Source organism: Paenibacillus sp. 01T422 (assembly GCF_056398785.1).
In genome coordinates this window covers 1-13,268 of the sequence record NZ_JBFTQB010000006.1, presented here as the reverse complement: position 1 = coordinate 13,268, position 13,268 = coordinate 1, and the positions used below count along the sequence as shown (strand labels likewise).

Annotated in this window: 15 protein-coding genes; 1 reads left to right on the top strand and 14 read right to left on the bottom strand. The window is 47.0% G+C overall.

Annotated elements, in window-relative coordinates; all coding sequences use genetic code 11:
- Nucleotides 1–21: 21 nt before the first annotated feature.
- On the top strand, nt 22–1,008 hold the full coding sequence (locus AC1DUA_RS00730) for a GNAT family N-acetyltransferase (protein ID WP_477497898.1): 987 nt from the start codon (nt 22–24) through the stop codon (nt 1,006–1,008).
- A 389-nt stretch (nt 1,009–1,397) separates the two neighbouring features.
- Here AC1DUA_RS00730 and AC1DUA_RS00725 read toward each other — a convergent pair whose 3' ends face one another.
- The 14 genes from AC1DUA_RS00725 to AC1DUA_RS00660 all read right to left on the bottom strand — a co-directional run bounded on the left by AC1DUA_RS00725 (nt 1,398) and on the right by AC1DUA_RS00660 (nt 13,194).
- The gene (locus AC1DUA_RS00725) at nt 1,398–2,264 is read right to left on the bottom strand and encodes a PhnE/PtxC family ABC transporter permease (protein WP_477497897.1); all 867 of its coding nucleotides are present in this window, start codon (nt 2,262–2,264) and stop codon (nt 1,398–1,400) included.
- Nucleotide 2,265: 1 nt separating this feature from the next.
- Nucleotides 2,266–3,051 (bottom strand): PhnE/PtxC family ABC transporter permease, encoded by a 786-nt coding sequence (locus tag AC1DUA_RS00720; RefSeq protein ID WP_477497896.1) that lies wholly within the window; start codon nt 3,049–3,051, stop codon nt 2,266–2,268.
- Nucleotides 3,041–3,829 (bottom strand): phosphonate ABC transporter ATP-binding protein, encoded by a 789-nt coding sequence (gene phnC, locus AC1DUA_RS00715; RefSeq protein ID WP_477497895.1) that lies wholly within the window; start codon nt 3,827–3,829, stop codon nt 3,041–3,043. The genes AC1DUA_RS00720 and phnC overlap by 11 nt, the downstream gene beginning before the upstream one ends.
- A gap of 38 nt (nt 3,830–3,867) precedes the next feature.
- Nucleotides 3,868–4,932 carry a phosphate/phosphite/phosphonate ABC transporter substrate-binding protein gene (locus AC1DUA_RS00710; RefSeq protein ID WP_477497894.1) on the bottom strand — a complete coding sequence of 355 codons (1,065 nt, stop codon included), beginning with the start codon at nt 4,930–4,932 and terminating at the stop codon, nt 3,868–3,870.
- Between the two features lie 73 nt (nt 4,933–5,005).
- Complete coding sequence (locus AC1DUA_RS00705; protein ID WP_477497893.1) at nt 5,006–5,734, bottom strand: phosphonate C-P lyase system protein PhnL; 729 nt, start codon at nt 5,732–5,734, stop codon at nt 5,006–5,008.
- 14 nt (nt 5,735–5,748) lie between these two features.
- On the bottom strand, nt 5,749–6,930 hold the full coding sequence (gene phnM / locus AC1DUA_RS00700; RefSeq protein WP_477497918.1) for a phosphonate metabolism protein PhnM: 1,182 nt from the start codon (nt 6,928–6,930) through the stop codon (nt 5,749–5,751).
- A 31-nt stretch (nt 6,931–6,961) separates the two neighbouring features.
- Nucleotides 6,962–7,807: an ATP-binding cassette domain-containing protein gene (locus tag AC1DUA_RS00695; protein WP_477497892.1), complete on the bottom strand. Its 846-nt coding sequence runs from the start codon at nt 7,805–7,807 to the stop codon at nt 6,962–6,964.
- Between the two features lie 29 nt (nt 7,808–7,836).
- A complete protein-coding gene (locus AC1DUA_RS00690; RefSeq protein ID WP_477497891.1) occupies nt 7,837–8,670 on the bottom strand; it encodes an alpha-D-ribose 1-methylphosphonate 5-phosphate C-P-lyase PhnJ in 834 nt (277 codons plus the stop codon).
- Between the two features lie 5 nt (nt 8,671–8,675).
- On the bottom strand, nt 8,676–9,806 hold the full coding sequence (locus AC1DUA_RS00685; protein WP_477497890.1) for a carbon-phosphorus lyase complex subunit PhnI: 1,131 nt from the start codon (nt 9,804–9,806) through the stop codon (nt 8,676–8,678).
- A 3-nt stretch (nt 9,807–9,809) separates the two neighbouring features.
- Complete coding sequence (gene phnH / locus AC1DUA_RS00680; RefSeq protein WP_477497889.1) at nt 9,810–10,403, bottom strand: phosphonate C-P lyase system protein PhnH; 594 nt, start codon at nt 10,401–10,403, stop codon at nt 9,810–9,812.
- A 14-nt stretch (nt 10,404–10,417) separates the two neighbouring features.
- On the bottom strand, nt 10,418–10,843 hold the full coding sequence (gene phnG, locus AC1DUA_RS00675; RefSeq protein ID WP_477497888.1) for a phosphonate C-P lyase system protein PhnG: 426 nt from the start codon (nt 10,841–10,843) through the stop codon (nt 10,418–10,420).
- Between the two features lie 96 nt (nt 10,844–10,939).
- Nucleotides 10,940–11,641 carry a GntR family transcriptional regulator gene (locus tag AC1DUA_RS00670; protein WP_477497887.1) on the bottom strand — a complete coding sequence of 234 codons (702 nt, stop codon included), beginning with the start codon at nt 11,639–11,641 and terminating at the stop codon, nt 10,940–10,942.
- Nucleotides 11,642–11,661: 20 nt separating this feature from the next.
- On the bottom strand, nt 11,662–12,294 hold the full coding sequence (locus AC1DUA_RS00665) for a DapH/DapD/GlmU-related protein (RefSeq protein WP_477497886.1): 633 nt from the start codon (nt 12,292–12,294) through the stop codon (nt 11,662–11,664).
- 39 nt (nt 12,295–12,333) lie between these two features.
- Nucleotides 12,334–13,194: a PHP domain-containing protein gene (locus AC1DUA_RS00660; RefSeq protein ID WP_477497885.1), complete on the bottom strand. Its 861-nt coding sequence runs from the start codon at nt 13,192–13,194 to the stop codon at nt 12,334–12,336.
- Between the last annotated feature and the right edge of the window lie 74 nt (nt 13,195–13,268).

Below are 13,268 nucleotides of genomic sequence, written 5' to 3'. Positions count from 1 at the left end.
TTTGAGATGGAGGTAGTCCTAGTGTCAACATTTACGATTCGCACGATGCGGCAACCAGATGATTATGCAGCGGTCGGACCTCTATTGAATTTGATTTGGTCAGAGCCGACAACGGCTGAGCGACTGCAACGAGACGAGGATAGCATTCCTCCGGGCAAGCTGCATTACAATGAGGATGGCGAGCTGATGGGATGGGATCGTCCCAAATGGGTCGCGGAAGACGAACACGGGCAAGTGGTCGGTTATGCGATTTGCTGGCGAGCGCCATGGACGGAGCCCGGAGCCTTAAGCCACACGCTTGTCGTTCATCCGGAGAATCGCGGGATTGGGATCGGAGGAGCCCTATTCGATGCGCTTCATCAATGGGCTGCTGAGGTCAAGGCTACACGATTAATCGATTACATGAGAGAAACAGACGAGAGATCGCTTGCTTTTGCGCAGCGMCGGGGCTACGTCAAGGAGCGCCACACGTTTGAGTCCGTGCTCGACTTGGCAGCGTTCGATGGCGGTTCGCTGTATGATGCGATCAGCAAAGCCGAGCAGGCTGGGATTCGCTTCACTACGTTAGCGGAGGAGCCTGGAGAAGCTAGCGAAAACAAGCTTTATGAGCTGTATAAAATCACCCATCCGGATATTCCCGGCTACTCCGGCAGCTTTCCATGGTTCGAAGAATGGAAAAAGTGGACCATCACGCAATCTGGCGTGCGCCCGGAATGGATCCATATCGCCAAGGACGTCGATCGTTACATTGGTGTTGTCACGCTTCAACAGAACGAGCAAACACGCGCTATGTATCATGAGTATACCGGCGTGCTGCCGGAATACCGAGGTCGCCGCATCGCGCTTGCCTTAAAGATGCTCGGCATACAAACAGCCGCTGCATGCGGTGTGCCTTATTTAAGGACACACAATGATTCAATGAATGCGCCCATGCTGCGGATAAACCGTGATCTAATCGGTTTCCGTGCGGAAGCTGGGAGTTATAAGATGGTTTGTGAGCTCACGTGAGGATGCTGTGCCGGGGGAAGGACACTAGGACACTGTGACAGGGAGCTACAGGTTTGGCAGAGAACGAGTTGTGGGCTACCGAGTGGGTCCATTCCCTGCAATTACCGCCGATTCCTCCTGCTATTCGRTGCRATTKCTCCRMTTTTTCCCRATTAAATGGATTTTCYGGCGTTWATTTTGCTGAGCAGACCCAAATCTCGTCCYCTTCCAACGATTTAGCTGGAGTTTCTACCGYTATWTCCTTCCGAGTTTCTACCGTTATWTCCTTCCCTGACGSTGAACAGGGCAGATTAACGGTAGATTTTCCTGTTATTGCAGCTGCGAGGCATCGGTGCAGGAATAAAAAGCACGTTCACTCCATGGAGTGAACGCGCTTTTTTGTTAAGTGTTCACCCTTGAACCCTTAACTTCTTCTTGATTTTTGAAGCGAGTAATTCAAGCAAGATAGCAAACGCAAGGATGAGATAAGTAATAGCTCCGATTTCCTTCACGTCATAATAAAAGGAACTGGCCATGAACATATCGAACCCAATGCCCCCTGCTCCAGCAGCTGCCCCCATGGCCAAAGCCACAGCGAAGTTAATTTCAAATCGCATAAACGTCCATGAGATCAAGTAGGAGACAGACGATGGCAGCACAGCTTGAAACACGATTTGCCACCAATTGGCGCCACTCGCTTTCAAGGCTTCAATGACCCCTTTATCCAACTCCTCGAATGATTCCGAGTATGCCTTGACGAGATAGCTGATGGAATGAAAAGTCATTCCGATGACGGCCGCGACACTTCCAAGTCCCGCTGCAACAGCAAAAATTAAAACCCATAACACAGTTGGAACCGCGCGAATAAATGCTACACCAGCTTTAATAACAATAGAAAGTTTAGGATTGGATAGATTGCGAGCTGCCAATAAACCAAGGAACAGCGCGATGATCGAGCCGAACAACGTCGTCAAGAACGCAAGACCCAGTGTAATGATCAGCTGTTTAATCGCCTCGAAGAAAGTGATATGTTGAAACATCGGTTGAAAAAACATGGTTTTAACCGTAGCAGCTGTCAAATAGACCGCTTCTAGGAGGTTAATGTCCTTATAGTCAAAAGTAACAAATGCAAACACCGTCAATAACGCCAACGCAACCAGTGTCAACCGGATTACAAAGGACTGTTTGTTAAAGGGTTTCTTGGGATACGTGCTCTTGGTGTGCTCCCAGCTGGTGTCTTTGTTGGAGACAGCTTTCAAAGATTCCTGAAGTCCCATTTTACAAAATCACCCTCCTAACATAGGTAGAAACCGATTCGATGGCAAAAATCGCAAGAATGATAACGATAACGACCAAGGAGGCAGAGCTGTAATTAAGGCCTTTGTAGTACAAGCTGAAAAGAAAACCAATACCGGTACCCGTCAAGATGCCAATTAATGTTGCCTGACGAATGTTGGTTTCTACCATGAATAGAACCCAGCTGAGTAATTGAGGAATGCTGGCAGGAATCACGGATTGGAAAATGATCGGAAAATAACCTGCCCCTGTTGACCTTAAAGCCTCGACAGAGCTATTGCTGACTTCATCGATGGACTCCATAAACGCTCTTGTCAGAAATCCGAATGAGCCGAAAAACAGGGCGAAATATCCAGTAAGTACATTTTGCCCAAAAGAAATTAACAAAATCATGGACCAAGCAGCCACATCAATGTTGCGAAATAAGGTTGCGATTGATCGGCTTACGAAACTGAAAACTCCGCCAACGCCTGTCGTATGTGAACCCGCAATTGCGAACATCATGGCAAATACGGCTGCAACAGCGGTTGCAGCTATAGACACAAGAACCGTCTCAGATAAACTGCTGATAATAGCGGGAAGCCGCTTCATTGCTTTTTCATTGGGATAAAAATTGCTAGCTGCCCATTCGGCTGCTTTCGGTATAGAAGTGAACCCTTTGATGACGTCATAGTCCGTGACGATGATAGCGACTATCGTTACTAACAACATGAAAGCGCAAAAAGCCAGAGTGTTCATGCGCTTTTTAGCAAAAAAGTTATCCCGCATATTTGCCCTCCAGCTCCTCTGCATGCTCCTCGAGCTCTGAGCCGTAAATCAGGGAAAGCTGATCGCGCTTGATCTCTTTCGGGGAACCGTCATAGACGATAGCTCCCTTGTTCACACCAAGGATTCGGTCCGAATATTTAAGCGCTGCATCCACCTGGTGCAGGTTAACGATGACCGTGATGCCCATATTCGTAGAGATCGTGCGCAAGTAATCCATAATCACTTTGGAGGCGTTCGGATCCAAGGAAGCAATCGGCTCGTCACACAGCAGCATCTTCGGATTCTGCACAAGAGCTCGGGCAATGCCTACTCTTTGCTTTTGTCCGCCGCTTAACTGGTCACAACGCTTGTACACCTGATCTTCTAGCCCAAGAATACTCAGAATGTCAAAAGCCTGCTTCTTCTCTTCTTTGGTATATAGCCCAAGTACTCCCTCTAACGTTGACTTGTAGCCAAGACGTCCGTGAAGGACATTCTCGACTACCGTCAATCTGTTCACCAAGTTGTAATGCTGAAACACCATACCCATTTGTGTTCTCAGCCGTTTCAATTCGTGCTTCTTGAAATTCATAATGTCCGCGCCATCAAATATGATCTCTCCACTGCTTGCGTCGATCATCCGATTAATACAGCGAAGGAGAGTTGATTTGCCTGCTCCGGAAGGTCCGATGATCGACAGGAACTCCCCTTCTTTGACAGTGAAATTAACATCTGATAACGCTCTTGTATCCGCACCGTACTGTTTAGAGACCTGCTTGAATTCCAATAACGTTGTCATGGTTGCTCCCTTAATCCATTAGTTGATTCGTGGTGACATTAGTTGCTGGACAGCATTCTGACCGGACCGAAAAACGCATCATCTACAGGCAGGAATTTCTCTTTGCCTGATTTTTGTTTGAACACGCCGGCATCTTTTGAATCTTTAGGCAAGAAGATCTTCGGGTTTTTCGTTACAGCATCAGATAGTAAAGCATCCTTCAATTTTTTCGTATCTTCTGCGCTGACCGTACCTGTGTTAATAGCAAGTGGGGAGTTCAATACTGGCGTAACGGAAATCAGACTAAACTCTTTACCAATTTGCGTGTTAAACGGTTCTGCTGCACCTTGTTTCACTTTGTATACTGCTCCTGGTGTATTCGCTGTCCCTGAGCTCACTTCAACATAGTTAGCCACACAAGTATCACAGAAAGCTGCTACATCGGCTTTACCTGTTAGCAAATTGACAGCCGCTCCTTGGTGAGTGCCTCCGAAAAGAACTTCACTAAAGAACTTGTCCTTGCCACCTTGAAGTAGATCATCAACAGTTAATTTTTTAAATTGATCCTGTTTGCTGAAATAGTTAACGATATTGGCAGATGGTACTTTAAATCCGGATGTAGAAGAGTTGGATACGAATGAGAACTTTTTGCCTGCAATTTTATCGATGGCAAATGCGTTGCCGTTTTTATATGCAGCTTCTTCACCTTTACGTACGCCTAACCAGCTATAGTAAACAGCGTCTTCCAGTGTGCCTGACTCACCGCTCGAAACAACCAAAGGTTGTACTTTGTTATTTTTTGCATTAGCTTCCACATAGCCTTGTGGTCCCATATAAGCCAGATCCGCACCGCCGCTAGCGATAGCTTCAATCGCGATAATGTAATCCGTTGTTGTTTTGTGCTCGACTTTTTTGCCAGTTGCTGCTGCGATAGCTTTTCCTAACTCTTCACGAGCATCTTTCAACTCGGCGCCGGATTCATTCGGATACCAGGCAATTGTGATGGTGTCTTTCGTCTTAACTGGAGCTGCTGCACCCTTGGTATCGCCTGCTGCTTTTGTTCCGCAACCTGCCGCTACGGCAACTAGAGATAAAGAAATGATGAGTGTTAATATTTTTTTCATTTGAAAAAATCCTCCTAAAATTCCTATTTTATCTAGTTTACCGCACATTTGTTTTCAGAATATTCAGTCTACTTTAAGAGATTGTAAACTTGTCCTTCTTTTCTGCTGTGTAAAATCGGCCATCCCTGATTTGATACTCCCGGTCGCACAGATTATCCATGAATTCCAGGTCATGAAAAATGCCAAGCATCGTAGTTCCTTGCTTCATCAACTGCTCGATCAATTGTTTCACCTTCAGTTTTGAACCGTGATCTAGACTCGCCGTCGGCTCATCCAGCAGCAGCAGTCTTGGACGCTTAACCATCGCTCTTGCGATATTCAACCGCAGCTTCTCTCCTCCCGAAAAAGTAGCAGGATAGCTGTCCCACAGGCTTCGGTCGAGCTCGAAATGCTCCAGCATCTTAATCGTCTCCGCCTCTGCATACTGGGCATCGTCACCCATTTCCACGATGGCATTGTGGACCAGTTCCCGAGCCGTGGTACGCGGCATGACGCTAAGGAATTGTGATACATACCCAATTTCGTGTTTGCGCAGCTCAATGATGGTCCGCTCAGGAGCGGCAGCCAGATCAATGCGGCCGAACCTCTCCGAGTTGTACCAAATATGTCCTGCATGAGGCAGGTAGGTACGATAAATACATTTCAGAACGGTGGATTTCCCACTTCCACTTTTCCCGGTAATCCCTACGAATTCACCTTCTTTCAGAAACAAGCTCACATCTTCAATCGCAGAGATTTGTTTGTTTAAATTATGCAGGGTAAAAGATTTGGACAACTGTTCTATCGACAGCAAATTTTCCATGCCATCACCTCCTGTTAGATCCTGTAGTTCGTTTTCTGAATCAGCTTTCCATCTACAAAGACGGTGGTCACAACTGGAAAATCATCCGGCTCCAATCGCTCAATGATAAGCAGGTCTGCTTTCTTTCCTTCCCGTACGGAACCATATTCGGCGTCAATGTTAACAGCCTGCGCCGGATGAAGAGTGACCAGTTTAAACATTTCAGCCAGGTTATCCCGGTTCGGTCCTGCGAGCTGGAATACGGCGTGAAGCATCGCTGCCGGGTAATAATCGCTGCACAAAATATCGATAGAGCCATCTTCAATGGCTTCAGCCGCAGACAAATTGCCACTATGCGAGCCGCCTAGAATGACATTGGGAGCGCCAGCTATGGTGTGCAAGCCTTTCTCCTTCGCTTTGCGGGCGATGTCGAGCGTGATTGGAAATTCGCTAATGGCGGTGCCAAAGCTTTTCACCAAATCCAGCTTCTCTACGGAATCATCATCATGCGAAGCAATGGCGATGTTGTGCGCTCTAGCCATTGCGGCGATTTCCCGAATCGCGTCTACCGTCATTTTCTCTTTGGTCTGGTGGTTGGCGATCAACACGGCGATGCTCTCATCGGACAGTGTATCGTAGCCAAGAACCGTCTTTTTATACACTTCCAGATCTCTGTATTGTCCTTGTCCAGGCGTATGATCCATAAAAGAAACCAAATGGACCTTCTCTTCCGCAATGTAGCTCTTCAAGTTATCGATCTGATCCAGATTATCGATCTCAAATCTTGCATGAAAACGATGGCGAATCAAATGCTTGCTGTTGTGTGTGCTATCGATTAAATCGATCAGCTTCCGTACATTTTCAGGCTCGCGGATTGGACGGTACTTGTAATCAACCGATTTGAAAATAGATAAGGAATGGTACATTGTCGTAATACCATGAGAAATAAGTTCTTTCTCTGTTTCGCGCAAGCCAATTTTAAAATCGATAAGGGATGTCGGTCTAGGCGCCGTCATATGCTCAATGTAATCGGAGTGGATGTCGATCATTCCCGGTGTCACGTAACCCCCGGCTGCATCGATGATTTCCATGCCATCCACTTCCGCAATCTCACCTTTGGGAGCAATTCTAGCGATTCGTCCGTCTTGAACCAATAGATCATAACCCTCCAAAAGCGCTTCTTCCGTAATAATGATGCCGTTCGTTAGTAGATACATCATAAAGACAAGACCTCCACTCGGGGATTCGTTATAGCAGGGAATGAACCAACTGTTGTGTATACGCATGTTGTGGATCTTCAAGGATTTGGTCCGTCAAGCCCTGCTCAACAACACGGCCGTCCAGCATCACCATCGTCCGGTCTGCCAACATTCGGATCWCTCCAAGATCATGCGATACTAGAAGCATGCTGATCTTCAGCTCTCTCTGCAGGTGCTTGATTAGATCCAAGACATTGGCCTGTACGGATAAATCAAGTCCGGTTGTTACTTCGTCCAGCAATAAAATCGGTGGATTATTAGACAACGCCTTAGCAATTTGAACGCGCTGCTGCATACCGCCGGAGAAATTTTTCGGTGCTTCCTTCATCCGGTAAACGGGAATATGGACCTGCTCCAGCAGTTCGCTTCCCCGGGATTCCATGGCGCTGACAGAACGATTTCCAGCAGCAATCATTTTTTCCGCAATATTACCGATCGAGGAAAAGTTCATCCTCAAGCCCAGAACTGGATTCTGATACACCTTGCCCATGAGATGATTACGGATGTGCTTCTTCTGTTGGGATGATTCCTGAAAAAGGTTGCTTTCGCCATCTTTGTAGGGCTGAAGATAAGCCTCGCCTCCGGACACTTCCTGATCGAAGTAGAGACATCTCATTAAAGTCGATTTGCCGCTGCCGCTCTCGCCTACAATTCCAAGAACCTCGCCGGGGTACAGATCGAAAGTAACGTCTTGGCACGAATAGACGGTTCCGCAAGCCCGGCAATAATTTCTCTCCAACTGCCTGTGCTCCGGGTTGCTGYACGCTTCACAGCCTGAGCCGAACTGTTTATTTAAATGATTAACACTCATTATAGGGGCTGCAATTTCTCCCATCCTCATGTCACCTCTTCCTCTTTAGAGCATTATGGATTCATTCGATCTAAGCAATAACTTGTATCATTACATTGGTAAAATGTTTCGTCTGTTTCGGCGTCATATAGCTCATCCATGAATACATCTTGCGCCCMGCATTGTCGGCAGCTTTGACCTGGGAATGACTCCGGTTCAAAAGGAACATCGTCAAAAGCTAAGGAAACCACTTGTGTATAGGGTGGAACCGCATAGATTTTCTTCTCGCGTCCCGCACCTAGCAGAATTAAGGCTTCGGAATAGTTCATCTTCGGATTATCGAACTTCGGAATCGGGCTTGGCGCCATGACATAGCGGTCATGCACCATCACCGGATGATCCGCACCCGTGGATACACTTCCGTACTTCATGATTTGCTCGAATAGCATCAACCATGCCCCGCTGTAATCTTTCTCCCCATGCAGACGTTTGGTCTCCAGTTCACTGGATTCGTACGTCCGCAGCGGCTCCGGCATCGGAACCTGCAAGACGAGGATTTGTCCTGCATCTAATGGAACTTCCGGAATGCGATGCCTGGATTGGATCAGCGTAGCATCCTTAGTCGCATCTACCGTAGGAATACCCGTTGTTTTGTCGATCAGCTTCTTAATGCTAACGGCATTTACCGATTCATCCGAGCCTTGGTCGATCACTTTCAGTACGTCTTTTTTCCCGATTAAGGACAACGTCAGCTGTAAGCCCCCAGTTCCCCAACCACGTCCGATTGGCAGTTCTCGGGAAGCGAATGGGACCTGATAACCCGGAATCGCTATCGCTTTAAGCGTAGCTCGGCGGATCTCTCTCTTGGACCCTTCATCCAGAAATGCAAAGTTATATTGGATTCGCATCTGCCCTACACCTCCTGGCCTTTGCCCACTGGGGTTTTTCTCGTCTTACGAACATCGTTAAGCTTCGCTTGGAACGTAACATAATGCGGCATTTTCAAATGAGAAATGAAACCTGTTGATTCTACCGAATCGATATGGAAAAGGACGAACTCCTCATTTTGCGTTGGGATCGACTTATCACCTTTTTCAAGGCTTTTGTCCAGAATACTCATGGCAATGGCTTTCGTTTCATTTTGTCCGTAGCAAAGACCGTATCCGAATTCAAGCTGCAGTTCCTTCCGGCCATTCTCCTTCTCTACCGTCACTGGCACGAGCATTTCTACCTCAGTTACCTTGATGTCACCGATAAAATAGGAATCATCTTCTTCACTGGATTTAGTGAGCGGGCTATCGATATATACGGGAAGTTCTCCGACACGCAGCTCTCCAACCGTAGGATGGACCATGCCATAACCACGAATGACCGCGTAGGCCAATGAAGTGACAGCTCCTGTTTGTCCTCTTGTCAAAATTTGCAGCTTCTCGCTCCGTGTTGCTGGAAACGTAAGACTCGTCCGGGTAACATCATCCGGTTCAGTCGGATCTATTGGACATTCGGCAATGAGTCCTTCTTTTCTTAGGTAATCCAACACTTTGGGAAATCTGCCGTCGTTTGTATCCGTCATCTCTTGAGCTGTGAGTTCCTCCGCTTTAAGATACTCTTTCAGCCAATCGGCTACGGTTTCTTCTGTCTCATCAACCAGGTCGAAATCCAAAAGCCTATGGGAGTAATCCATGGAAGCACCCAAAATTTGTCCGCCGGGAATGTCCTTGAACGAAGCGGAAATTCGTCTTTCCACCCGCATCTCCTCCGAGTGCACCGTTCTGGAATAATGCTTCCGGGGCAGCGTGGAACGATAAGCACGGAGCAGGAAAACCGCTTCCTCCGGGTTACCTTCCGCTTGCTTAATCGCCAATGCCGCAAGTCGTTCACTGTACATGCTGCTTTCTGACATGACCTGATCGACGAGCCCTCTCATTCCGGCTTCAATCGCTGGCACATCCAGCACTTTGCCCTGCCGCAACCGTTCATACTGGATTCGTTGCAAAGATTGTTCAATTGCGCGTGTTCCGCCTTTTACCGCTACATAACCCATCGTTTAGACTTCCTCCTTCATGACCTGAGTTGTCCTAGGCAATGCCAGCATACGGTGGGAGGAATCCGTAAATATCAGGTCCAGCCCAAGTGGGAACTCGGTATTTCGTTCAGCTCGAATGGCCATCCACTCGTCAATTACCTGTATCTCCGCTTTAACAGAGGTCTGAATGCCGGGGCCGCTCAAAAGCAGCTTCGTTCCGCCGGATAATCCTTCCGTTTCGATAATGATCGTCGCTGAGTTGTGCGGGTCCTGAAGCTCTCCGATTTTGGCGGTTTCCAACACGCTGATTAAATCTGAAGGCTCAGCATCGCTGAGGACGAAGATGAAGTCTGCTTCCTCCATTTCAACCTCTTTGGCATACGTAGATTGACTAAGCGCAAGTGCCATCTCTTTTTCCCGCTTAGACACCACCTTGAAAGTGACTTCCGTATCAAGCAGCATTCGAGCAGCTATATACGTCGCAGGTAGAAAGCCTTCTAACTCTTCCAGCTTCCCTGCTTCTTCCGTAAGGTCCGAAATTGTCCCTGGCTTTGACATCGAGTCAATTAACTTTCTATACGCGGTTTGGATGTCGTGCACCATATCCAGCATCATCGGTTAAACTCCTTTCAATCTATGTCCATCGTTTCAAAATCAACTTTTGTTCTCAAAACACTCCTGTGCTGCGCTTGTCGTCTTGCCGCTAATTGTTCACCTTCCGACTGCAACAGAGCTGTCCAAGCCTCTGTCTCCTTCAAGCCGGCTCCATACGCCGCATCGATGACAGCCAATTCATAGGCTTTCTTCGGCTCGTCGCCTTTCAACATTCCGATCCCAACTGCGCCTTCGACCCGTACCTTACATTCGGTTACCAGCACCTCGCCTAAGTAAAATAGGCTCTTCTGTGCAGTTTCCCTCACCTTCACCATCACAAGTCCATGGTTCGGCTCTTCGATTAAAGCAACAGGATAACGGCTTTCAATCTCATTAGCCAAAGCAGCAGCGAGCTGGGGCGAACCGTTAATCAGCATTTCCGTTCTTTGCTTCCGATTCATATCTAAGCCTCCTTCCTCCCTATGCAAACCAACCTCACATCACCCACAATATCTTGTTGCCAGGTTAGCAGCTGTTAAGTTTGTGTAAAAATATTTCTAAATGACATAAGTGAACAAATCCCCACGATACATCGTTTTACTGTATTCTAGAATTCGGCCTGATTCGCTGTCCTTGCATTGGCATTCTAGGACCAGCAATGGAATTAGACTTGAGCAAGCCAATAGCTCCCTTTCATATTTGGAAGGATGCGTTAACCGAAGTGTTGACTCCGTAGATTTAATATTCTCGTAGCCCTGATTTTTGTAATAAGTAAACATCGATGTAATATCTTTACCTGTGTTTTCTATTTCAGGAAAGACAGATTCAGCAACATAGGAGATATGATGYGCGATCGGCCTGCCGTCGATGATGCGCAGACGGCCAATTTTAAAAACACGATCTGCTTCCTCTACGCCAAGCGTCTCGTATATTTTGTGATTGAATTCAATCGGCTCGCAAAAAATATTTTTCGATTCATATTGATACCCGAGCTCAATCATTTTCTGGCTAAAACTTTTATTGGCGGAAAGCACCAGGGGGATTCGCAGGTTTCTATCCTGCACGAAACTTCCTTTCCCCTGTTTGGAGTAAATGTAGCCGAGCTCCTGAAGCCGTTCATAAGCTTTACGAGCTGTGATACGGGGAACCTTGAACCAGTCTGCGATCTCATTCTCGGATGGCAGTTTATCGTCAGGCTCATACTTGCCCGATTGAATCATCTGGATGAGATGGTCCATAATATCCATTTCTTCAAACATGCTTGCCGCCTCCCTCCCTGTTACGCGTATTTCTTGATGAAGCTCGTAATATCGTTCAATTCATGGAATCTTTCCTTAATAAGCTCACGTGGCCAATCCCACCAAGCAATTTGAAACAATGCATCAATGATTTCCTGAGGAAATCTTTGCTTGATAGCTCTTGCAGGTACGCCTACTACGACCGTATATGGGGCTACATCCTTGGTAACAATAGCTCCTGAACCAACAACAGCGCCTGTACCGATATGAACTCCTTTCATAACAGTCGCTCCATGCCCGATCCAAACATCATGTCCGATCGTGACACGATTGCCTCTACGCCAGTTGAAAATCTCCTCGTCATTCGTCTCACTGAGTCCGTAAGAAGCACCCCGGTAAGTCATGTGATGCTGCGTCACCCGATCCATTGGATGGTCCACCGGATTGATGCAAACGTGCGAAGCAATGGACGTAAATTGGCCTACATCGGTATAATTGATCGTCACATCATCCATCGTATAGGTATAGTCACCGATGCGGGACTCGATAATATGATTCGTTGGTCCGATGGAGGTCCATTCTCCAGCAAAACTGTTCGTAATATGACTGCTTGCGTGAATTCTTGGCTCGGACGATAATGGGAGGTTAGCATGGGTTTGATGGATGGGCTTCATATCAAATCATCTCCTTCGGATTGTTTATTAGTTGTTCGACTATTTGTTGGACAATGCTTGTTTTCGTTCACGCAGTTCATTTACTACTTGCAAGCCAGGGGATTTGCTTCCCAACTGCACTTCTTTTTCGCCATAAAATCCATGAAAATCAGAGCCCCCGGTCATTACCAGGTTGAACTCCAGGGCGAACTCTTGAGCTCTTCGCTCATCCTCTTGATTGTGCAGCGGATGCCACACCTCGATACCTTGTAGACCTGCTTCCACCAGATCTGGGATCAATTCGAAGCTCCTATATTGCCCCGGATGTGCCAACACAGGTACTCCTCCTGCCTGTAAAATAACCTTGACGGCCTCACACGCATCTACATATTCTGTCGGGATGTAGGCTATACCCGGCTGCTCGCCGCTTTGACCGCGAGAAAACAGCTTTTTATATAAATCGCCATATATAGTTGTTGTATAACCCTGCTCTATCAAGGCATGCATAATATGCTGTTTGTAGATACCAGTTCCGCCTTCTGCATACTTCATCACATCATCCAAAGTAATCGAGTATCCCGCCTCAATCAGTCTATCTATCGCAATAAGGCAACCTTGGTGGCGCCTTTCTAACAGCGGGCTGCATAACGCCTCAATCGCAGTGTTTCCTTGCTCAATGAAGTAACCGAGAATATGAACCCTTCTCTGTCTTGTAAAATCATAACCTGAGATTTCTATGCCAGGAATGATCTCTACGCCTCTCTCCTGCCCGGTATGTACCATTTGCTGAAGATCACGGGTTGTATCATGATTCGTGATAGCCAAATGACCGATACCTTCTTGAATAGCCAGATCCAATATTTCATCAAATGTGAATGAACCATCTGATAGTCTTGTATGGCAATGCAGTTCTACTTTCATAGAATCATCCTCCTTGAAAAAAGAAATGTGGAAATCGTTGTTAATTCCGTGTGTTTACTTGTTTTTATTTTGTT